Source organism: Gracilimonas sp. (assembly GCF_040218225.1).
GTDB lineage: Bacteria > Bacteroidota > Rhodothermia > Balneolales > Balneolaceae > Gracilimonas.
This window is the reverse complement of sequence record NZ_JAVJQO010000006.1, coordinates 639768-662169: the sequence shown is the minus strand read 5'-3', so window position 1 is coordinate 662169 and position 22402 is coordinate 639768. Positions and strand designations below refer to the sequence as shown.

Annotated in this window: 16 protein-coding genes; 11 read left to right on the top strand and 5 right to left on the bottom strand. The window is 42.8% G+C overall.

The window, feature by feature from the left end; all coding sequences use genetic code 11:
* Nucleotides 1-39: 39 nt before the first annotated feature.
* Complete coding sequence (locus RIB15_RS10150) at nucleotides 40-936, top strand: TIGR01777 family oxidoreductase (RefSeq protein WP_350202034.1); 897 nt, start codon at nucleotides 40-42, stop codon at nucleotides 934-936.
* 16 nt (nucleotides 937-952) lie between these two features.
* On the opposite strand, the gene RIB15_RS10145 is transcribed toward RIB15_RS10150, so the two are convergent.
* Nucleotides 953-3586, bottom strand: a complete 2634-nt coding sequence (locus RIB15_RS10145; protein WP_350202033.1) for a hypothetical protein — start codon at nucleotides 3584-3586, stop codon at nucleotides 953-955.
* 108 nt (nucleotides 3587-3694) lie between these two features.
* Here RIB15_RS10145 and RIB15_RS10140 point away from each other — a divergent pair, with 108 nt between their 5' ends.
* The 8 genes from RIB15_RS10140 (at nucleotide 3695) to dnaK (ending at nucleotide 15402) form a co-directional block, all read left to right on the top strand.
* Nucleotides 3695-5797, top strand: a complete 2103-nt coding sequence (locus tag RIB15_RS10140; protein WP_350202032.1) for a BatA domain-containing protein — start codon at nucleotides 3695-3697, stop codon at nucleotides 5795-5797.
* On the top strand, nucleotides 5797-6381 hold the full coding sequence (locus RIB15_RS10135; RefSeq protein WP_350202031.1) for a hypothetical protein: 585 nt from the start codon (nucleotides 5797-5799) through the stop codon (nucleotides 6379-6381). The genes RIB15_RS10140 and RIB15_RS10135 overlap by 1 nt, the downstream gene beginning before the upstream one ends.
* Before the next feature lie 16 nt (nucleotides 6382-6397).
* The gene (gene hflX, locus RIB15_RS10130; protein ID WP_350202030.1) at nucleotides 6398-7687 is read left to right on the top strand and encodes a GTPase HflX; all 1290 of its coding nucleotides are present in this window, start codon (nucleotides 6398-6400) and stop codon (nucleotides 7685-7687) included.
* 6 nt (nucleotides 7688-7693) lie between these two features.
* On the top strand, nucleotides 7694-8359 hold the full coding sequence (locus RIB15_RS10125; protein WP_350202029.1) for a CBS domain-containing protein: 666 nt from the start codon (nucleotides 7694-7696) through the stop codon (nucleotides 8357-8359).
* Between the two features lie 36 nt (nucleotides 8360-8395).
* Nucleotides 8396-11392 carry a tetratricopeptide repeat protein gene (locus RIB15_RS10120; protein ID WP_350202028.1) on the top strand — a complete coding sequence of 999 codons (2997 nt, stop codon included), beginning with the start codon at nucleotides 8396-8398 and terminating at the stop codon, nucleotides 11390-11392.
* On the top strand, nucleotides 11389-12675 hold the full coding sequence (aroA, locus tag RIB15_RS10115; RefSeq protein ID WP_350202027.1) for a 3-phosphoshikimate 1-carboxyvinyltransferase: 1287 nt from the start codon (nucleotides 11389-11391) through the stop codon (nucleotides 12673-12675). Before RIB15_RS10120 ends, aroA begins: the two co-directional genes overlap by 4 nt.
* A 237-nt stretch (nucleotides 12676-12912) precedes the next feature.
* Entirely contained in the window at nucleotides 12913-13347 is a 435-nt protein-coding gene (locus tag RIB15_RS10110; protein ID WP_349355739.1) for an Hsp20/alpha crystallin family protein, read from the top strand.
* Nucleotides 13348-13461: 114 nt separating this feature from the next.
* Complete coding sequence (gene dnaK, locus RIB15_RS10105; RefSeq protein ID WP_350202026.1) at nucleotides 13462-15402, top strand: molecular chaperone DnaK; 1941 nt, start codon at nucleotides 13462-13464, stop codon at nucleotides 15400-15402.
* A 34-nt stretch (nucleotides 15403-15436) separates the two neighbouring features.
* Here dnaK and RIB15_RS10100 read toward each other — a convergent pair whose 3' ends face one another.
* Nucleotides 15437-15616: a hypothetical protein gene (locus RIB15_RS10100; protein WP_350202025.1), complete on the bottom strand. Its 180-nt coding sequence runs from the start codon at nucleotides 15614-15616 to the stop codon at nucleotides 15437-15439.
* A gap of 15 nt (nucleotides 15617-15631) precedes the next feature.
* On the opposite strand from RIB15_RS10100, the gene tsaD reads away from it, so the two are divergent.
* Complete coding sequence (gene tsaD / locus RIB15_RS10095) at nucleotides 15632-16615, top strand: tRNA (adenosine(37)-N6)-threonylcarbamoyltransferase complex transferase subunit TsaD (RefSeq protein WP_350202024.1); 984 nt, start codon at nucleotides 15632-15634, stop codon at nucleotides 16613-16615.
* 69 nt (nucleotides 16616-16684) lie between these two features.
* Here tsaD and rnhA read toward each other — a convergent pair whose 3' ends face one another.
* Nucleotides 16685-17128 carry a ribonuclease HI gene (gene rnhA / locus RIB15_RS10090; protein WP_350202023.1) on the bottom strand — a complete coding sequence of 148 codons (444 nt, stop codon included), beginning with the start codon at nucleotides 17126-17128 and terminating at the stop codon, nucleotides 16685-16687.
* Nucleotides 17121-17960, bottom strand: coding sequence for an orotidine-5'-phosphate decarboxylase (gene pyrF / locus RIB15_RS10085; RefSeq protein WP_350202022.1), 840 nt, complete (start codon nucleotides 17958-17960; stop codon nucleotides 17121-17123). Before pyrF ends, rnhA begins: the two co-directional genes overlap by 8 nt.
* A 374-nt stretch (nucleotides 17961-18334) precedes the next feature.
* Between pyrF and RIB15_RS10080 the strand changes: the two genes are divergently transcribed.
* On the top strand, nucleotides 18335-21673 hold the full coding sequence (locus RIB15_RS10080; RefSeq protein ID WP_350202021.1) for an amidohydrolase family protein: 3339 nt from the start codon (nucleotides 18335-18337) through the stop codon (nucleotides 21671-21673).
* 18 nt (nucleotides 21674-21691) lie between these two features.
* Here RIB15_RS10080 and RIB15_RS10075 read toward each other — a convergent pair whose 3' ends face one another.
* Entirely contained in the window at nucleotides 21692-22363 is a 672-nt protein-coding gene (locus RIB15_RS10075; protein WP_350202020.1) for a hypothetical protein, read from the bottom strand.
* Between the last annotated feature and the right edge of the window lie 39 nt (nucleotides 22364-22402).

Below are 22402 nucleotides of genomic sequence, written 5' to 3'. Positions count from 1 at the left end.
TCAGAAGTGGTTTGATATCAAACTAAAGAACTGAAAATTATGAATATTCTTATCACTGGTGGTACAGGTTTTATTGGAGAAGAACTTAAAACCATCCTGCTTAAGCAAGGGCATAACATTGTAATCATTACCCGAAGCCCGAAGAAATACGAAGATGAATCCGCTAAAAATCAGCGATTCATAAGTTGGGAAGATGATCTTGCTTCGGAAATGGAAAATGTTGAAGGAGTCATCAATTTGGCCGGAGAAAATTTATTTGGTCAACGCTGGACAGATTCAGTAAAAGAGAGAATTATGGAAAGCCGGGTTTATTCTACAAGAAAACTAGTGGATGCAATGCGTGAAGCTAAGAATAAGCCAGAGGTATTTATCTCGGCATCTGCTTCTGGTATTTATGGAAATCGTGGAAGTGATATTCTGGATGAAGAAGAAGCGTATGGAAATGATTTTTTAGCAGAGGTTTGCGAAGCCTGGGAGGCTGAATCTCAGAAGGCATCAGAATTTGGAGTACGGGTTGCTAATCCTCGTATTGGAATTGTACTGGAAAAAGGGGGCGGGGCCTTGGAAAAAATGATTCCCCCCTTTCAGTTTCTGGTAGGTGGTCCCATTGGTGACGGTGAGCAATATATGAGCTGGATTCACAGAGCTGATTTGTGCAATGCGATTATATTTCCATTAATGAAGGATGACTTTTCAGGCCCTTACAATGTATGTTCACCTAATCCCGTGACAATGAATGAGTTTGCTGAAACGCTCGGGAGTATTATGAATCGCCCTTCTTTTTTCAGAGTACCAAAATTTGCTTTAGACATTGCGCTGGGAGAAGCTGCTAAGCCGGTAACAGATAGTATCCGCATGCAGCCTAAAAAGCTACAGGTGTCAGAATTTGAGTTTCATTTTGAATACCTCGAAGAAGCTCTGGCCGACATTGTTTAAAGCCTTCCCTTAAGACCTAATTCTCTCTGTTTATAGTCCAGCAACGAAGTCCTTCCCTGGTTTGAGCAATTAATTCTTTTTGACCATCTCCATTTAAATCAGTTATGATTGGGTATTTCATTCCTGATGTAGGAATTCCAAATAAGCGCTCTCCGGTAAGTACTTCCCAGGCATAAAGCCGGCCAAACTCAGCTAAAGCGAGAAGCTCTAGATTGTTGTCTGAGTTTATATCGATGAGTTGAGGAATCAGAGTGGTAGAGGCAGGTTGCCCCAGGCTTTTTGTAAATCGTAGTTCTCCTTCCTTATTGTAGAGGAATAAAGAACCATTTAAACTTTGGCTGATTAATAAATCATCCCGATAAAAATTAGTGCTATCCTTTAACAACACATTTTCCCGATACGAAACAGAGGAAAGTTCATTATTGGCTACATAAAGTGAGCGAATAGAAACCGAATCTTCAGAGATTGTGGTGGCTAAAGAATCACTAAAAAGAGGGTTGATTCCCAATGAATAAAGATACCCATCTGCTGCACTGGCCAGCACCTGATTTTCGAAAACCAGTGGTGAATTGGTAAACCGGGCATTAACAAATTGCGGATATCCGGGGCGCGTATTTCCGCTTCTTAGCCAGCTATGTAACGCATTTTCCGAAAAGGCCCAAACCGACCAAACATTATCCAGCAAAGCGAAAAGAGGTTGCGACTGAACGGTTGCGTTTGTGTTTTGAGGCCAGCCTCTGACGTTCTCACCACGGCCGTCAAGAACATGTACTTTTCGGTCTTCGGTAGCTACTACAATTTCCGGCACTCCATTTCTCAGAACATCCTGAACCAAAATAGGCGCAGTAATAGGCTCATTCATTTCAAGTGGGAAACGGGGTAAAAGATTCCCATTCTCATTCCAGGCAAAGATCTTTGATCCTGCCGCAAGGAATATGATTTGTTGGCCATTTCCATACCAGTCATACAGTTGCGGGCCTCCAATAGGTGCCAGCCCATCTGTAGAGGTTTGCATAGCGATGGTGCCATCTAAAGCCAGGGCCATGACTCTGCCATCCTGTGTTGAAAAAATAATTTCGTCAGTGCTGCTTCCAACTAAATCACCTAAAACAGGTTTTCCACTAAGCTCGAAATTGGAAAGCGGCATTACCCATAATTCTTCGTAAGGAAGGCTTGACCCTTCTTTAGAATAACTATTTATGGTGATGTCAACAGATTCTTCCTGTGTTGTCATCGTCATTGAAGTGATATCAAAGCGCCCAAGTAACCCTGCGATAGAACTTTCTGGTTTTAAATAAGGTCTGATGAATTGAAGGAAATCATTGGAGGCAGACCACACGAATCCACTTACTTCTTCCGGGAGGTCGTCCCTCACATTCGAATAGGTTTCGTCATAGTAAATGACCCGCCGGCGAATTCGGTCAGCATTCACACTCTCAGCCAGTCCTTTGCGTTTGGCGATCACCACTACATCATTCGAAAAGGCGAGATAAAAATCACGCAGAGTACTCATTTCAGAACCAATCAGCTTACCCATCACGCTGCTGCTCATTTGGTATGTGTTATCCTCTACATTGATAAGTCCATCACGCACAATTCGGTTGAGCTGTGTTTGAAACGAACTTCGGTCACCTAACTTGCGCATAAGCAAAAATTCACCCGTTGCAAGTAGCCCTGACTCAGGAAAAGCTTCGAAAGCAAACTCTGAATCCAAGGTAGCAGCCAAATTTTGATACAAACTGATATTATCCAGAAGCACGGAATCAAGTTTAGTGCTGATGGTATTAGTTGGTTCAATCGGAACCGAAACAGGAGGCAGGCGAAGCACGGCAAAAGCAGCGGCATTACTTGCAATATGTCGGTCGAGGGTGATGGGCTTATTCTCAAAAGAAAAAGCATCAACTAAAACAGAATGCTGATCCTGGGTAAGCTCTACCCGCCCCGAAAGCTGAATGTTATTGGTAGAATCCGAATAGGAATCAAAAATAAAGGTAGCAGGCTTGGTTCCTTTGAAAGAAGATTTTAATGCTGGCCGGTTGATAACGGCTGCAAACTGTTCAATCCACCGGTCTAATTGTGGAGTGTTTAATACAAGCGTGGAAGGGGCAGGATTTTGCTGAAGTTGAATGGAAGGATTTTCTCCAAGATAAGCTCGAAGGGAGTTTTCGAGTATCAGGCTGGATTCTGACAGAACCAGGAAGTCATTTACCTGAGCAGCATAAATTTCATTCTTATTGAAGAATAATTTATGAATGATAAAACCTTTAAATTCGTAATTATTCTGAGTAAATGGTTGATAAAATCTGGACGCCCAATTACTTAGATTCGTATTTGGCGAATCCGTAATCCATAAAAAGTTTGAATGAATCGAGGTTGCCGGGTAAAGAGCAACAGCCTTAATGGTTAAAGGATTTTCAATTTCCGCATCGATGCCTGCAACCTGTTGCAGAGCCGATGGAGTTAAATCCTCAAGATAAGCAGCGTATTCTTTGGTTGCGATATCTTGTACATTCAAGCCATCCTCAGGTACTACTACAAAAGTAGATCCTTCTGGAATGAGTGCAAACCACTCTTTATCCGGAATGGATGAGCAGGCTGCTATAAGGCTAATGGAGAAAAAAGTAATTAAGAGTTGAAAAAGGCGTTGCATCAATAAGAAATAATGAGCTGTTTAAGTCTTGGTTCTGTATTGGCTAATTTCCGGGATCACAAAAAGTTCCGGTTAAACAAAATAAAGGTAACATTTTTTGAGCGCTAAATGAGTTTTCTAAATCCAATTTTTTTATTTGCCTTGATTGCTGTGGGTTTACCACTGCTTATTCATCTGCTTAACCTTAAGCGCCCACAAAAGGTAGCATTTTCTACGCTGGCTTTTTTTCAGGAATTAAAGAATACGACTATCCGGCGCATTCGGATCAAGAAATACCTTCTTTTGATTCTTCGCTTGCTGGCTATTGCCTGTCTCGCGTTGGTGCTTGCCCGCCCTTTTTTACCGCCAGGCTTATCAGCTGGAGGAAGTGCACAGGCTCCGGCCCTAAACGCGATCCTGATAGACAATAGTATAAGTATGTCTAGAATCGGGAAGCAAGGGCCATTGTTTGAATATGCCAAAGAGGTAATTGGTAACATCGAAAGCTCTGCTAAAGATGAAGACCGTTTTATGCTTCAGCTTACAAATGGAGAAGGAGAATATAGCAACATACTGAGCAGGGCAAACCTTCTTAAAACAGTAGATGAAATTGAAATAAAATCAGCCGGTAATTTTACGCTAAACAGGTTATCAGGTTTGATAGAGTCGGTAAAAGAAGCTCCTTATCAGAATAAAAATATTTTTGTGATTACGGATGGCCAGCTTAGTCAGCTGGATGATTTGCAAGATATGGACCTGGAAGATATTTCAATTAGTATCATAGATGTTGGGGAAGTAGAGGTTCAAAATACTATGATTTCTGAGGTCAGCACTTCAACAAATATGATAGGCACAAATATTCCTTTCACACTCAATGTTGAGCTGGCTAATCAAAGCGATGTAGCGGCTGTAAATCAATTTGTGTCTCTGGAGTTTGAGGGACAAAATGCCGGGCAGTATTCAGTGGTACTAGCGGCTAATGAGAGAAAGACCTTTACCTTTGAAATCACTCCTTCCAAAACGGGTTCTTCAAAAGGGAAATTGATAATTGAAGGGGATGAATTTCAGCCCGACAACGAGTATTTCTTCACTGTACAGGTTCCTGAAACGCGGAATGTGTTGTGGGTAAGCGAAGAGAATCGCAATCCGGATTTTATTTCTTATACGGGCGCCATGCTTCGGGTAGCTGGTGAAAATGATGCGCAGCTTTCCTATCAGGAAGCAACCACAGATATTTTTGAATCGGTAAATCTGAGTGAATTTGATGCGATTCTGCTGGACGGTGTTGAATCAATTCCTGAATATAGTTTTCAGTCATTTCAGGAGTATGTACAAAATGGAGGAGGAGTGATGTTCTTTCCTTCAGAAAATGGGGATATCAATAATTATAATCGTTTATTTACCCAATTTAATGCTGGTCGATTTGGGGGAATTCAGGGGGAATATGCATCATTTAGCTCAGTAGCCACTGCCGATGAATTGCTGGAAGATCATCCTGCATTTTCCGGTTTATTTGAAAGAAAGCATGATGAACAGTTAAGGTTTACAAACCCTGAGATCTACTATTATCTGAAACTGGTGACCAACACTTCAGGTACCGGTTTTGATTTGCTAAGCATGAATAATGGAGATGTACTGGTTCATGAGAAAAGGTTTGGTGAGGGGAGTTTGGTTATAGCTACTATCGGAAACGATCCGGGTTGGTCCAATTTTCCTGTTAAGCCTCTTTTTGCACCATTCTATTATCGAATATTGTTGTATTCAGCCTCTTCTGACCAGGGCGGGTTTGCAAATCATCAACTGGGAGACACCTTTAGCTGGAGAGGAAATATTGACGGTGAAAATGCCGTTATCAAAGTAGACGAAGATGAAATTAAACCTACGGTAGATATTGTTTCATCTGGTGTCCGCCTCAGGTACCCGGCAGAAGAATGGAAGCCGGGTTGGGTTACGGTCACTGATGGGAATCAACAATATATACTTTCAGCGAACCTCAGCCCTCAAGAATCAGATTTCTTAGAAACGGATGAGCAACAGCTCGAGAACCTGATAGACGGAGGGGAGATAAACTGGGTTAATACCGCTGAACTTAATGAAGAAGAGTTACAAAACGAGATTATGGCTTCGGGATTTGGTAAAGAAATTTGGAACTGGTTTATGTTGGCAGGCTTGTTATTTTTAATAACAGAATCTTTAGTTTCTATATGGTATAAAGCAGAAACAGTGAGTTAATGGAAGAAATACTCTCCACATTTTTTCGTGGTGTGATTGTAATGTTTACCATTGCATCCACTTTATTGGCTGGTTATTCTTTTCAGAATAAACTTAGACTGAGAAAAGTGCGCCTTAGCTGGAGAGCGGGTAAACTAAACGGCTACCCACTATTTGCTACGGTTTTTCTTGGAATGATTTTAGGCCTTTCAGCGATAGTGGTATTCACAGGAGATATTGCAAGGTTTCCCGTTTTTTTTGCCTATGTATGGATTGGTACCATGTGGTTCATTTCAAGCTATTTGGCCTCTAAGTATTATATCACTGACTATGGCATCGTGAAGAACATAAACGAACCTTCTCAAACGATTCCCTGGTTTCAAATTTTAGACTATGTAGTGAAACCCGGAAAGGGTGGGGTTGAATACCTTTTTAACTACTCAGAACTGGACAAGTCGCTTGCTGAAGGGTATAAGCAATTGAAACTATTTGTGCCCGAGAACCGATATAAAGCAGTAAAAAAAATTGTATCTTTGAAACTGGAAAACAAGTTTGAAGGACAAGCGATACCCGATATCGACCTCAAGAGAATTCAGGAAGACTAATTAAGAAAATACCCATTTGCTAGACGACGTAAAAAATTCCGATATAGAGCGAGAACGAGTTGTATTGGTAGGTTTATATGGACCTGAAACCACGAGATTTCAGGCAGAAGAATATTTAGATGAACTCGAATTACTTGCTGATACTGCCGGTGGGATTACGGTTGAAAAAGTACTCCAGAATAAAACTCACCCCGACCCTTCTACTTACATTGGTAAAGGTAAACTCAACGAGCTTAAGCGTATCATGGGAGAGAAGAACATTGATACGGTTATTTTTGACGATGATCTTTCTCCAACGCAAATCCGGAATGTTGAAAAAGGTACCGATGCCAAAGTTTTGGACCGAAGTTCTTTGATTCTGGACATTTTTGCAGCTCGTGCCAAAACAGCTGCCGCCAAGACTCAGGTAGAACTTGCCCAGCTCGAATACCTGCTTCCCCGTTTAACCCGATACTGGACTCACTTGTCCCGCCAGAAAGGGGGGATTGGAACCAAAGGTCCGGGTGAAACACAGATTGAGACGGATAGAAGGCTGATTGGCCGGCGAATTTCTGTATTAAAAGACAAGCTCGAAAAACTGAGTAAACAACGAACTACGCAGCGAAAAGGCAGGGAGGGAATGAATAGAGTATCGCTGGTAGGTTATACCAATGCCGGAAAATCAACCTTGATGAATGCGCTGACAGAAACAGGAGTATTTGCAGAAGACCGTTTATTTGCTACGCTTGATTCCACTGTACGCCGGCATGAGCTTGAGAACCACTCTGTGCTTCTGTCAGATACGGTAGGATTTATACGAAAACTACCCCATAACCTGGTCGAAAGTTTTAAATCTACGTTAGATGAGGTTCGTGAAGCCGATATATTGCTTCATGTAGTTGATGCTTCATCAAAAATGGCTCAGGAATACATAGAAGTAGTAGAAGAAACACTGGAAGAAATTGAAGCCACGAACAAAAGAACGATTTTGGTGTTTAACAAAGTAGACAAGATGGATGCGCACCAGGTTGCAGATATGAAGAGAATGTATCCGAATGCAGTGTTTGTTTCTGCAGAACAACGAATTGGCCTTAAAGAGCTTGAAAATAGCATTGAAGAGATGATAGAGCTTGATTACAGCCGTTACACACTGCAAATCCCGGTTTCAAAATACAAGGCAGTTGCTTTTATTCATGAGAACGCCAATGTTGAAGAAGAAACCTATGAAGGTACCGATGTTGAACTAACCTTTAGTATCGCCAAAAAAGATTTTAAGCAATTATCCCATTTGTTGGATACTATTGGTACTAATGGCGAAGTTGTATAATCAATTATGCTAATAAACGAAATCCTGAATACAGACATATCACCTCTTCGGGTAGAAGATACCGTAGCTACAGCGTTGATGAAGATCGATCTGTTGCACACAACCAAATTCACAGTTGTGGATAGCAATAATCGTGTGGTGGGTATGGCTTCGCTGGGTAAGCTTATCGAAGTTGTGGATGAGGAATCTCCGCTTTCTGAAGTAGAGCTGGAAGACCCAATTTTTGTGCCATACAATCAGCATTTATTTGAGGCTTCACGTATTATGCTTGCCAAGGAGCTATTTCTGTTACCTGTTACGGATGAAGAAATGAAATTTCAGGGCATGATTAAGAAAAGAGATGTCTTAAGTGCCCTGGGAGATGTATTCAACCTTTCAAGCTTTGGCTCCGTTATCACTGTAGAGCTGGATCAGGTTGATTTTACGCTTTCTGATTTGGTTCGAATCATCGAAATGGAAGGCGCAAAAATATTGGGAGTGGCTGTTCAACAACCCAATGCAAAAAATCAGGCCTATCGGGTTTCTTTTAAATTGAACCTCGAAGATTCCTCCGTTGTAAGCGCAGGATTACGCCGTTTTGGGTATACTATAACCTCGGAAGCCAATAGCGAGGTGCTGGAGCACAATTTTTCTGACCGTGCGGATGAACTTATTCGCTATCTTGACATATAAGAAGTAACTATTAACCCTATTTATTCTGACGAGTTCATGCACTTCGTCCCTAAAAGCAGCCTTCTTACTTTCCTTATTTCATTATTTCTGGTGAATGTGCTTCCGGCACAGAATATACAGTCACCGTCAACCCAATTGTATGAAAGAGCCATAAATCTCTATGAAAATGGTTTCTTTGAAGAAGCGGTCGAGTATTTTGAAGAGTTTAACGCGGAGTTTCCCAACCACAACATGCGAATCTCTTCAGATTACTATCTGGCGAGAGCAAGAACAGGATCAGATTCCGTTAATATAGAGTCCTATTACAAGCAATTTGTCCTGAACTATCCGGGAAGTGATCTTTCAGAAAAATTACTAAAAGACCTCGGCCATCGCTTTACAGATAACGGAAAATATGAGCAAGCAATAGAATATTATCAGCAGGCCATCTCTTCCTGGATGAAAGGGACTGAATCAGCTAAAACGAAATACTGGATAGCTGAAGCGGCTGCAGAGAACGAAGATTATTCCGATTCAAGAGTTTATTTCATGGAGTTGGCCAATGAATTCCCGGATTCTGAATGGGCGCCAAAAGCCCTTTATGCACGGGGCAGGCTTTATTTATCTCAGCAGCAGTATAATGCTTCATCTATAGCGTTTGAAGTACTTAAAGAGCGATATCCGAATAATGAGATAACGCGCAGGGTTGGTACGGCGCTTGGGGAATCTTATTACATGCAGGGGAAATATGAAGATGCGATTGAAGCTTTAAATAGTGCATTGCCTTACCTTGAAGGAGAATCCCAGCAAAAAGCTGTATTTCTGATTGCTGAAAGTCAGAATTACCTGAGTCAACATGACGCGGCTTCAAAATCTTATCTGCGTTATATCAACATGACCAAGGGCACACCCCAGGAGCGCATTGCCCATTATGGACTGGGTTGGGTGTATAACAAACAGGAAATTTATCACTGGGCAGCAGAGTCGTTTGGAAAAGCCGCAGTAGGTGATGACGAAATTGCACGCAAAGCTCAATACTATAAAGCGGTAAATGAAAAGCTTGGTGGTCAGTATCGTAAATCTATAAACTCATTTCGGGAATTTGGAGAACGATATAAAACCGGACTTTGGGTTGAAAGGGCTTACTATGAGTGGTCAGTTTCCGCTTTTCAGGCTTCTTTATATGGAGAGGCAATTGAGGTGCTTTTGGATTTGGTGCGAAGCGATGTTGAACTTGAAGAGCCGGCAAAAATCTATGCCATGCTTGGCGAAGCTTTCTTTGCAAACGCGGAGTATACACGGGCTATTCAGGCTTTTGAAGAAGCAGAGAAAGTAGGTGACATTGATCCTGAGCTGAAACGTCAGGCACGATTCCAGAAAGCATGGATTTTATATCGAAACCAGGCATACCAGCAAGCTCAGCCCATATTCGAATCGGTATATGCTGAAACTCCTGACACAGAAGTTGGCCGGGAAGCATTGTTTTGGAGTGCAGACAGTTACTATAAAATGAATCAGTTTAGTAGTGCTGCACAACGATTCAGGATGTATACCCAAAACTATCCCGATAATGAAATGATGGGACCGGCGCTCTATTCCCTGGGCTGGAGTTATTTCGAAATGGGACAATATGAAAATGCTGTAGGTCCACTGGAAGATTTTCTTCAAAATTATGAAAAACCTGAAACGGCTCTTTTTCCATATGATACTGACACTCAGTTGAGAATCGGAGATGCTTATTATGCACTTGGTGAATATCGGGAAGCCATTGCAAGCTATAATAAAGCAATTGGAGCTGAACCCGGAGGCGACTATGCCATGTTTCAGATCGCAAACAGTTATTACCGGGCAGGTCGTACTTTCGATGCCGTCTCAAACTTCCGGAAAACCCTTCGAATTTATCCATTCAGCAGGCTAAGAGAGCAGGCTCAGTATAATGTGGCTTATATCTATCTGAACACAAATAACTATTCACAGGCTGTCGAAGAATTTCAAACAGTAATTAATAAGTATCCGGGAACCGATTGGGCGGCTCGATCACAATATAACATTGGTGATGCCTATTATAATGCTGGCGAGTATGAGCGGGCTATTGCTGCCTACCAAAAAGTGTTGAATGAATATCCGAAGAGCAGTTATATCATTGAGGCGATTAACGGAATTCAGTATGCACAATTATCGGCAGGAAGGTCGGATAGCAGTTCTGTGATTTTAGAAGAGTTTTTAAGTGATAATCCGACCAGCTCCACGGCCGATCAGTTGCGATACCGACAGGCGTTAAATGTTTTTCAGTCGGGTGATTATGAAAATGCGATTAAAGAATTCAGACAGTATTTGCGGGTTACAAACTCAGAAAGGCTCATGCCCGAAGCTTATTCCAACCTTGGAGAGGCTTACCGTCAACTTGATCAGATTGAAGATGCCATTGAAGCATATCAAACCATTATTGATGAATTTCCAAGTGATGATTTAGCTTCATCGGCACTAACATCCTTGGGTACGCTAAACTTTGAACGGGGAGAATACACACGTTCACATGCGAACTATACTCAGCTTTTAGAATCAGCTCCGCGGTTCAGGCAAGAGGCATATGTTGGAATGGGGAATGCCAGTCTGGCACAGGAAAAAGTAGAGCAGGCTAAAGAAGAATATGAATCTGCATTACAGGTAAATGCCAATAACGAAGAAGCAAAAGTGGGCTTGGGTAAAGTAGCTCTCACCAATGACAATTATGAGGAAGCCCGGGCACTGCTATTTCCTATTGCCGAGAAAAGCACAACTGAAATTGGTGCAGAAGCACAGTATTACCTTGGAAAAATTCTTCAGCAGCAGGATGAATTCAATATGGCCATCGAAGAATTTGCCAAAGTGAAGGTGCTATTTGAAGCATTTGATTACTGGGTATCAGAATCGATGTATGCCACTGCTGAATGCCACATTCGCCTGGGGAATCGTGGTGAAGCCATGACCATATTGAATTCTATTGTGAATACCTATCCCGGTACTGAAGCAGAGCAAAAAGCTCAGAGATTGTTAAGCCAAACAGATTCATGATAAAAAAAATTAATCCGGCTTCATCTTTGAAAGGTGAGCTTATTCTTCCTCCTGATAAGTCAATTTCGCAGCGCGCTGCCATTTTTTCTTTACTGCATGAAGGTGTTTCGGAGGTGAAAAACTATTCCCAGGCTCAGGATCCCCAAAGTACGTTGAGTTGTGTTCAGCAGCTTGGAGCTGAGGTTAAAGAAGAAAAAGGTGCTCTTTTTATAAAAGGAACGGGAAGAAGCCACATTAAAACTCCAGATAAAGATCTTGATTGTGGAAATTCAGGAACAGCTATGAGGTTGCTTTCGGGAGTTTTGGTAGGTGCTGGAATTTCGGCAAAGCTTGTCGGAGACGAGTCGTTGTGTGGGCGAACGATGACGCGCATTATCAATCCACTGGAGAAGATGGGCGCGCATATTCTGGCCCGAAATAGTGCCTATGCTCCGTTGTTTATCAACCGAAATGAAGCTTTAAAACCCCTCAAATTTGAACTTCCAATCCCAAGCGCCCAGCTTAAATCATGTGTATTACTGGCGGGATTATTCGGAGAAGAGCTGACACAGGTTATTGAAATCCTGCCCAGCCGGGATCATACCGAACGGTTGTTAAGTCTCGATCAAAAAGTAATTCAGGATCGGAGAATCATTTCAGCAAGTTCAGCTGATGAAATTCCGAATCAGAGCTACACTATCCCAGGGGATTTCTCTGCGGCGGCATTTTGGCTGGTGGCCGGTGCTATTCAGAAAGATGCTGAAATTAAGATTGAAAATGTAGGCTTGAATCCGACTCGCAGCGCTTTACTGGATATTTTAAGTGAAATGGGAGCCGATATCACCATAGAAAATGAACGCATGGAGGGGGCAGAGCCTGCTGGTGATATCATTGTAAAAGGTTCCGATTTGAAGGCTGTCGAAATAGATCCAAAGATTATTCCCAATTGTATTGATGAACTTCCTGTAATAGCAGTAGCTATGTTATTTGCTGAAGGCACTTCTAAAATTGCCGGCGCGGAAGAACTTCGTCACAAAGAAACTGACCGAATCATGGCTATGGCAAAAATGCTGAAAGCTGTGGGAGCTGACTTTAAAGAAAAAGAAGACGGTCTTATTATTCACGGAGATCCGGACTTTACATTTTCATCTGCTACGTTTGAATCTTTTCACGACCATCGTATTGCTATGGCCTCAGCGGTACTATCACTCAAAGCTCAAAAAGAGTGCACCATCAAAGATGCAGAGAGCGCTGCCGTATCCTACCCCGGTTTCTGGGAAGATCTAGCTGGTTTGATGCGGTGATAAAAAGATGAGTAGGATTTATTTTATTACATCCTAAGTCACAGAACCAGAATAGCGCAAGCATCCGCTTGAACGCGCTGTACTGTCTGAAATAACCAATTATCACTCATCACTTTATCAACTCTCAACTTTAACTCCTGACAATACGTCCGTCAATACGTCAGTTTTCCCACCTCCTTCCCTGATTGGCATTGCTATTGCTTGTTTATTGGTGAACATAAACGAACCATTACGCACATGGGAGATTTTACAGAATTTGGTATTGAGATAGAGCGACACCTCTCCAAGCTGGGAAAAGATATTCAGCAGTTTGTTGAGAAAGTGGTACCGCTGGCCAACGAAGACAAAGATTTTGCTCCTGACTGTGATATCGTAGAGAGTGAAGAAGAATTTAAAATTCTGCTTGATCTTCCGGGATTATCCAAAAAAGAGATAGGTATTTCTCTGAAAAATAATGTGCTGACGGTTAAAGGTGAACGTGAAATCACTGCTGGAGATGGTGAAGAATTTAAACGACAAGAACGTCGTCGTGGAGCTTTTGCCCGGGCATTTGCGGTTCCGCAAAATGTAAATGCGGCCGAAGTGTCAGCCAGTTTCAGAAATGGTGTTTTGACAATCGCCATGCCCAAATCGGAGGCTTTGAAGGACTCACAATCCATTCCGGTTAAATAGATTAAGGCCACGAAAGCTCTAAAACACGAAAGAAAAACTAATGTCGTGTTTTAGAGTTTTTGTGGCGAACAAAAGAATATTAAATCAAACAAATAAAACTCAGATTTTAGACCAATGGGAAAAATCATAGGAATTGACTTAGGAACTACCAATTCGTGCGTTGCCGTAATGGAAGGTAATGAGCCGGTGGTAATCCAGAACAGCGAGGGTGGGCGAACTACTCCTTCTGTTGTAGCTTTCACCAAAGATGGTGAGCGACTGGTTGGTGCGCCTGCAAAACGTCAGGCTATCACGAACCCGGATAAAACCGTTGCTTCTGTTAAACGCTTCATGGGACGCATGTTTGATGAGGTTAAAGATGAAACCAAGCAGGTAAATTATAAGATCGTTAAAGGTGATGACAACACAGCACGTGTTGAAATCGAAGATCGTAAATATGCGCCTCAGGAAATCTCAGCTATGGTGCTTCAAAAAATGAAGCAAACTGCTGAAGAGTATTTGGGTGAAAAAGTAACGGAAGCTGTTATTACAGTTCCTGCTTATTTCAACGATGCCCAGCGTAAAGCTACCCAGGAGGCAGGTAAAATTGCCGGCTTGGAAGTAAAGCGAATTATAAACGAGCCAACAGCTGCTTCACTGGCGTATGGACTTGATAAGAAAGATGAAGACCAGACCATTGTAGTGTATGACCTTGGTGGTGGTACTTTTGATGTGTCTATCCTTGAATTAGGTGATGGTGTTTTCGAAGTGAAATCAACCAATGGTGATACCCATCTTGGTGGTGACGACTTTGATCAGCGTATCATCGATTTCTTAGCTGATGAGTTTAAGAAAGATGAAGGCATTGATCTTCGTAAAGATCCAATGGCTATGCAGCGACTCAAAGATGCTGCTGAGAAAGCTAAGATTGAGCTTTCAAGCTCACAAAAAACCAATATTAATCTGCCATTCGTAACGGCTACCGATTCAGGACCTAAACACCTGAATATTGATTTAAGCCGTGCCAAGTTTGAGCAGTTGGCTGATGACCTGATCAAGCGATCCATAGATCCTTGTAAGAAAGCACTTGACGATGCCGGATTTACCAAGAATGATATTGATCAGGTAATTCTGGTGGGTGGTTCAACCCGAATTCCAAAAATCCAGGAAGCTGTTAAAGAATTCTTTGGCAAAGACCCAAGTAAAGGTGTAAATCCTGATGAAGTGGTCGCTATTGGTGCTGCTATTCAGGGTGGTGTAATGTCAGGTGATGTAGAAGATGTAGTTCTTCTGGATGTAACACCTCTGACACTTGGTATTGAGACGCTGGGTGGAGTTATGACTCCTCTAATCGAAGCAAACAGTACCATTCCAACCAGCAAGTCACAGACTTTCTCGACGGCTGCAGCTAATCAGTCGAGTGTAGAAATTCATGTGCTGCAAGGTGAACGTGCCAAAGCTCAGGATAACCGAACACTGGGTCGCTTCCACTTAGATGGAATTCCACCGGCACCACGCGGAGTGCCTCAAATCGAAGTAACATTCGATATTGATGCGAACGGTGTGCTGAATATCAAGGCGCAGGATAAAGGCACAGGTAAAGAGCAGAGTATTCGCATCGAGTCTTCTTCAGGATTATCTGATGAGGAAATCGAAAAAATGAAAAAAGCTGCTGAAGAACACGCAGAAGAAGATAAGAAGATTAAAGAGCGTGTTGAGAAGTTGAACGAGGCGGACAGCCTGGTATTCTCTACCCGTAAGCAGCTGGACGAGTACGGCGACAAGATCTCCGATGATAACAAAAAAGCCATCGAAGATGCTCTTGAAACCCTCGAAAAAGCACACAAAGAAGAAAATATGGACGAGATTGATTCAGCGATTGAAGCTGTAAATCAGGCTTGGTCCGGTGCTTCTGAGGAAATATATAAAGCTACTCAGGAAGAAGCCGCAGCAGGTGGAGCTGCCGGAGGACCAACTCCTGGTGCTGATGGTGCATCCGCTTCCGAAGAATCTGATGAAGGCGATGATGCCGTAGATGCAGATTACGAAGTAGTTGACGACGACGAGAAGAAGTAAGTAAAGTATAACTCACTTACTCACGCAGATAAATCTAATCCCGTCGGGCTTTCCCGTCGGGATTTTTTTGTTTGTGATAATCATGTTTTGTAGATGGAACACAGGTAAAACGGATATAGCGGATGATCCCGGGGTAAGAAAATTCCACATCGGCGAAAATAATCTCGATCCGTCTCATCCGTGTTCCATCAAAAGTGTCTTTCAAGTTCAACATTCTTATCTTTAATGCATGAATATTCTCGGAATTGAATCCTCTTGTGACGATACTTCAGCGGCCGTTTTAACAGCTGATGGCATTAAATCCAATGTCATTGCTTCACAGTCTATACACCTTAAGTTTGGAGGTGTGGTACCCGAGCTGGCTTCACGGGCTCATCAAAAAACCATTTCGCAAACGGTGAATCAGGCTTTGGAAGAAGCAGAGATTTCAATGGACGCAATTGATGCCATAGCGGTAACCCAGGGCCCGGGCTTGCTGGGTTCGCTTTTGGTTGGAACTTGCTTTGCCAAAGGGTTATCCCTGTCAAAGAATATTCCCTTGATTGGGGTAAACCATATGGATGCCCATATCTATGCTAATTTCATTGATAACAGCCCTGATTTTCCGCTTATAGCGCTTACCGTGTCGGGAGGGCATACACAGCTGGTTTATGTGAAGTCAGCTTTTGAGCACGAGATAATAGGTCAGACAAGAGATGATGCTGCCGGAGAAGCCTTTGATAAGATCGGAAAATTGCTGGGGTTGCCATACCCAGCCGGACCACATATGGATAGATTAGCTAAAGATGGGAATCTCAAATTCCACAAATTTCCTCAGGCGTTACTTCAGAAAGGCTTGGATTTCAGCTTTTCCGGATTGAAAACCAGTGTGCTTTATTATCTTCAGGATAAAGAAGAGGGTTGGATTGAGGAACATTTAAATGATATCTGTGCCAGTGTGTCGTTTGCTATTGCCGAGGTATTAGTGAAGAAGCTGAAGCGATCCATCAAGCAAACCGGGGTTAAAACGGTATTATTGGCAGGAGGAGTTTCGGCTAACTCGATGTTGAGAGAAAAGTCTGAAAAAATGGCCAGAGAAATGGGTGTACAGCTGTTTTCTCCAAAAATAAGTTATTGTACCGATAATGCGGCTATGATAGCTGTAACAGGGAAAATGAAGGCAGAAGCCGGTCAGTTTGATGACCTGGATATGGTTCCCTACGCTTCGCTTTAGGGAATTAAAAATTCAAAGTGAAAAATTTAAAATTAGGGTGCATCCAATTTTAAATTTAGAATTCTTCATTTAAAATTTTTTCGATTCGGCTACGGCGAGTTGATCTGCCCTTTCATTTAACTCAATGCCGGCATGGCCTTTTACCTTTACCCATTTTACATCATGAGGCTTCATGGCCACCAGCATGTCTTGCCAAAGCTCTTTGTTTTCAACTGGCTTTTTGTCTGCTTTTCGCCAGCCTTTTTTTTGCCAGTTGTCAATCCAGCCTTGGGTAAAGGCATTAATAATGAGAGCACTATCGCTGTGGATTTTAACCAAGCAGGGTTTATTTAAAGCTTTGAGTGCTTCAATCACCGCTTGCATCTCCATCCGGTTATTGGTGGTTTGAGCATCTCCGCCTGAAAGTTCTTTCTCTTTGCCATTCCAAATGAGGACAGCTCCCCAGCCGCCCGGTCCGGGATTTCCACTACAGGCTCCATCGGTGTAAACAATAACTTCTGGTTTTTTAGACATACTTCTTTGTGATCGAACTTAATTTCTGTTTCATCGATTTGGCTTGTTCGGCGACATAAGTTGGCCAGTCTCCTTCATCTTTTCCTGCATAAATAATTCCGCGACTGGAGTTGATTAGCGGGATGCCTTCATGACTTTTTAATGCTTTTTCGAGCTCTGATACCGACCCGCCCTGTGCACCAATTCCCGGGATCAGTAAAGCTCCTTCGGGATGATATTTTAAAACGGAGGAAGCTTCTTCAGCTTGTGTGGCCCCAATCACCATACCCAAATGAGTGTCTGAAAAACGAGACTTTTTGGCTAACTGATCAGCAATATATTCCGACATGGAGTCAAAATTCTTAAAGGGCTGCTTGAGGAAGTCTGAGGCTCCAGAGTTAGAGGTTAGTGTGAGTACATACATGCCTTTTGTTTCATCTTTGGAAAACGCCTCCAGCGTTTCAAAACCCATCAGCGGATTAATGGTGATGGCATCTGCATTGAATTCATCAAAATAGGCTTTTTTGTAGTGGTCGGCTGTAGAACTGATATCGCCTCTTTTCGCATCAGCTATAACGATTTTATTTTCTGGAATATGATTAATCACTTCTTCAAGTACAGCCAGCCCGTTTGCCCCCAGAGCTTCAAAGAAAGCGAGATTAGGTTTGAAAGCCGCAGCATGTTCAGCTGTATAATCAATAACCAGTTTACAGAAATAGGTAACCCGTTCCTCAGTAGACTCATATTGCCGTTTAACAGGCTGAGGAAGAAGGTCAAGGTTTGGATCAAGTCCTACACATAAGGTAGAGCCGGTTTCTTTTATCGAGGCTCTAAGTTTTTCTGTAAATGTCATGCCATAAAATTTTTGGTGAAGATAACATTTCTGAAACCCAATGTTTTATTCGAAATGACTGGAAGAGCTAACAGGTCGTCATGCTGAACTTGATTCAGCATCTGAAAAGGACGAGGTGTTAGCGAAGAAGCTTGCCGCGATCAGAAAATCACTCTTCTCAGACCCTGAAACAAGTTCAGGGTGACAACTTACTTACCGATACACAAAGTAGAGGAAGTCTCAATTTTTTTATTCGAAATCAGATAATAACTTCTTCTTGCGCTTTCGTGTTTTAGTGGCAAAAGCAGAACCACACTTGTATATACTTGTAAAACGATTGGGCTGATTCGTCAAATTTTTTAGCTTCTCATCTCTAACCAAAAAGTATACATACTATGGAAAAGCACATGTTTTTTAACAAATGGATAAAATCCTTATTTGTGGTTCTGATTGCAGTCTTTTTGCCACAGCTTTCTGCTGCCCAGGATGGGGAGGCCGATGCAGATAGTACGGAAGAAGAAAAGAAAAACGATCTTCCACTGGAACCCGGCCGTGAATTTTCTTTTGATCTGAATGAAGGTTCCTGGATAGCACTGGATGTGAGTCCGGATGGGAAAACCATAGTATTTGATTATCTCGGTGATCTCTACACTATTCCAATGGAAGGGGGAGAAGCTGTACAAATTACTGAGGGCATGCAGTTTGACAGTCAGCCGCGGTTCAGTCCTGACGGGAAGAAAATAGCTTTCATCTCTGATGCATCTGGTGGAGAGGGTGTCTGGATTTATGACCTGGAAACAGAAGAAAAAGAGCAGCTTACAAAAGGAAAAGATAATGAGTATCAATCCCCGGAATGGATGCCGGATGGGAAATATGTAATTGCCTCTAAAGATGATCCCGGTAATCATAAGATTTGGATGTACCATATCGATGGTGGCTCTGGTGTGGCTTTGACCGATGAACCTGGTAACCTTAGGATGCTGGAAGGCGCTTTTGGTGCTGATGATCGATATGTGTGGTTCTCCCGAAGATTTGGAACATGGAATTACAATGCTAGTATGCCGCAATATCAGATTGCAACTTACGACCGCGAAACAGGAGAAATTACAGTTCAATCAGACCGGTATGGGTCTTCATTCCGCCCCACACTTTCAAGTGATGGAAAATGGCTGGTGTACGGAACACGGCATGATGAATATACCGGATTGGTAAAACGCGATTTAACAACTGGCGACGAAAGCTGGCTGGCCTACCCGGTTCAGCATGATGACCAAGAATCAAGGGCTTCACGTGATGTACTTCCTGGAATGTCATTCACCCCTGATAATAAATTTGTGATAGCTTCTTATGGCGGTAAAATCTGGAAACTTCCGATTAATGGAGGTGATGCAGTTGAGATTCCATTCTCTGTAAAATCAACCATAGAGCTTGGTTCGGAACTGGATTTTGATTACCCAATAGAAGACACACCAAAGTTTGAAATAACCCAGATCCGGGATGCAGTGCCATCGCCGGATGGTAAGAAGATTGCTTTTACTGCTTTGAATGAAATATATACGATGGTGCTGCCTGATGGAGAGCCGAAAAAGCTTGTGGATTTGGATGAAACTCAGGCTCAACCTGTATGGTCTCCCAATGGCGAATGGATCGCTTTTGTGACCTGGACGCCGGAATCTGGAAAAGTTTACAAGGTTCGCCCGAATGGTCGTCGTCTTCAGCAGTTGAATGAAGAAGAAGGAGTTTTCCAGGATCCGGTATGGAATAATGACGGAACCCGCATTGTATTGATAAAAGGACAGCCTCAGGATTTCCGTAACGCCACCCGAAGAACAGCCTTTCAGGGAACCAGCGATTTAATCTGGATTGATGCTGATGGGAGCGAAAATAATTTCATCACTTACACAAATAACAGAGGGAATCCACACTTTGTGAAAGGTTCTGACCGGATTTATCTTTCCAGTTGGGGAGGTCTGTCGTCCATTCGATGGGATGGAACGGATGAAAAAGAAATTTTGGAGGTATCCCGAAGCGGTGGAGGAAATGCATCCTGGATCAGAATGGCTCCGGAAGGAGATCAGGCACTTGCTCAGGTTCGCAGCGATCTTTTTGTAGTGACAGTACCTAAGGTAGGAGGAGAAGCACCGGAGATACGTGTGGGAGGTTCATCCAGCCAATTTCCGAGTAAACAGCTTACAGATATTGGTGGTCAATTCCCCGCCTGGAGTTGGGATGCCAATCGCGTGCACTGGTCGATTGGTAATGCACATGTGATTTATGATTTTAATGACGAGCAGGCCTATGAAGACAGTGTAAAAGCTGCCAAAGAAATGGAAGAGCAAAAGGTAGAAGACGAAAGTGAAGAGGCCGACTCCGAAGAAGAATCTGGTGAAGAAGAGGAAGAGGAGAAAGAAGAAGACAAAGGTTATCAACCACAGGAAATTGAAATTTCCGTAATGGCTGACCGTGATATTCCGGAAGGAACCCTTGTGCTTCGCGGAGCCAGACTCATCACTATGAATGGAGACGAAATTATTGAGAATGCCGATTTGGTTATTCAGGATAACCGGATTATTGGGGTTGGCAATCAGGGAGAAGTTACTATCCCGGAGGGTACTGAAATCATGGAAATGAATGGCAAGACCATTATTCCCGGATTTGTGGATACGCATGCTCATTTCCGGCATCCGGTGAACTTGCACCGTGGTGAGTTTTGGTCGTACCTGACGAACCTTGCATATGGAGTTATCACAACCCGTGATCCTCAAACAGCAACTACGGATGTTTTAACTTATCAGGATTTAGTACATGCCGGTAAATTGCTGGGTCCGCGGGTTTATTCAACCGGTCCCGGGGTTTTCAGCAGTGAAGATATCAGTGACTTGGATCACGCCCGAGAAGTATTGATGCGATATAGCAAATATTATGATACCAAAACCATTAAGATGTATGGAGCAGGAAACCGTGAGCAACGTCAATGGATCATTCAGGCAGCCAAAGAGCAGGAGTTGATGCCTACTACGGAAGGTTCACTCGATTTCAAGGAAAACCTCACGCAGGTAATTGATGGGTATCCGGGACATGAGCACTCCTTCCCTGTATTTCCGCTTTATAAGGATGTAATTGATCTGGTTTCTTTTTCCAGAACCGTTTATACCCCCACATTACTGGTTGCTTATGGCGGACCGTGGGCTGAAAATTACTTTTATGCTATTGAACGGCCACATGATGAGCCGAAGCTTCAGCGGTTCATGCCTCATCAAAATCTGGACGAGCGGACCCGCCGCCGGAATGCAGGATGGTTTATGGAAGAGGAGCATGTATTTGAGGAGCAGGCTGTTTTTGTTAAAGATTTGGTTGAAGCGGGCGGACGTGCCGGGGTTGGAAGCCATGGTCAGCTGCAGGGACTTGGGTACCATTGGGAACTTTGGGCGATGCAAGCCGGTGGAATTTCCGAGCATGACATCCTGAAAGTAGCCACTATTCAGGGAGCTGATGGAATTGGGCTGGATCAGGATTTAGGATCTATTGAAGTAGGAAAACTGGCCGACCTTGTGATTCTGAACAGTAACCCATTGGATAACATCCGGAATACCGCGGATATTTCACATATCATGAAAAATGGGTATATGTATGAGGCGGAAACGCTGGATGAGGTGTTTCCTGATCAGAAAGAACTTCCAACTTTCTGGTGGCAAAACAATGAGCCGGTTAATGTGCCCGGAGTGGATCGTTAACGGCTAATTATTTAAGAATTATAGAACTGACTGCTCAAAAACCTCTTCAAATCCGTGAGGAGGTTTATCGAGAGTCCATGTTTCGAAATAGAAGTGTCGCTCTGATCTGAACTTCTTTCCATTGATGCTAAAGAATCTAAAGGTATCAGGAACTAATTCCTGCAATGGATAAAACATATTGGTGTACACATTCTTTTTGGAGAAAATGTGCAAATCAAAGCCATCCTTAGCTTGTTCTTTATATACAACTATGAAGCCTTCTTCCAGGGCTTTCTTCAACTCTTCTTTCAGGTGGCCTACGTTTGAATTGACATCTATGTGCAGGCTTTCTATATCCAGTTCAATCTCATCTTTACTGGTAAGAACAAATACTTTACCCAACTCTAAACTTTCAATGGCACCGGAGATAGAATCTTGTTTGCTCTCTGCGGTGAATATGTTTCTGTTTTCAAAAGCTTTTTCCAATGCGCCGATGATTTTCTCATATCCTTCAAGCAGGTTCAGTCCAAAGCGCTCATTTTTCAAATCGGTTCCGGTAAGATAGAACTTAGAGTAGGTTGGGTCTGGCGTCATGAAATCTTCCAATGTGGATTCCATTTTCTGGGGATTCTCTCGGGTATTTCTCTCAGCGAGTTTATCCAGTCGTTGGTCGTGATGAAAGAAGAGCTTGAAGATGTCGGTATTTGGCATAATAAAACTGTTAAGTCATCCTGAACAAGTTTCAGGATC

Coding starts and splice junctions, on each gene's coding strand:
- dnaK (WP_350202026.1), top strand. CDS start 13,462: ATGGGAAAAATCATAGGAATTGACTTAGGAACTACCAATTCGTGCGTT.
- tsaD (WP_350202024.1), top strand. CDS start 15,632: ATGAATATTCTCGGAATTGAATCCTCTTGTGACGATACTTCAGCGGCC.
- RIB15_RS10150 (WP_350202034.1), top strand. CDS start 40: ATGAATATTCTTATCACTGGTGGTACAGGTTTTATTGGAGAAGAACTT.
- RIB15_RS10100 (WP_350202025.1), bottom strand. CDS start 15,616: ATGTTGAACTTGAAAGACACTTTTGATGGAACACGGATGAGACGGATC.
- aroA (WP_350202027.1), top strand. CDS start 11,389: ATGATAAAAAAAATTAATCCGGCTTCATCTTTGAAAGGTGAGCTTATT.
- RIB15_RS10125 (WP_350202029.1), top strand. CDS start 7,694: ATGCTAATAAACGAAATCCTGAATACAGACATATCACCTCTTCGGGTA.
- RIB15_RS10135 (WP_350202031.1), top strand. CDS start 5,797: ATGGAAGAAATACTCTCCACATTTTTTCGTGGTGTGATTGTAATGTTT.
- pyrF (WP_350202022.1), bottom strand. CDS start 17,960: ATGACATTTACAGAAAAACTTAGAGCCTCGATAAAAGAAACCGGCTCT.
- RIB15_RS10120 (WP_350202028.1), top strand. CDS start 8,396: ATGCACTTCGTCCCTAAAAGCAGCCTTCTTACTTTCCTTATTTCATTA.
- RIB15_RS10075 (WP_350202020.1), bottom strand. CDS start 22,363: ATGCCAAATACCGACATCTTCAAGCTCTTCTTTCATCACGACCAACGA.
- RIB15_RS10140 (WP_350202032.1), top strand. CDS start 3,695: ATGAGTTTTCTAAATCCAATTTTTTTATTTGCCTTGATTGCTGTGGGT.
- RIB15_RS10145 (WP_350202033.1), bottom strand. CDS start 3,586: ATGCAACGCCTTTTTCAACTCTTAATTACTTTTTTCTCCATTAGCCTT.
- RIB15_RS10110 (WP_349355739.1), top strand. CDS start 12,913: ATGGGAGATTTTACAGAATTTGGTATTGAGATAGAGCGACACCTCTCC.
- RIB15_RS10080 (WP_350202021.1), top strand. CDS start 18,335: ATGGAAAAGCACATGTTTTTTAACAAATGGATAAAATCCTTATTTGTG.
- rnhA (WP_350202023.1), bottom strand. CDS start 17,128: ATGTCTAAAAAACCAGAAGTTATTGTTTACACCGATGGAGCCTGTAGT.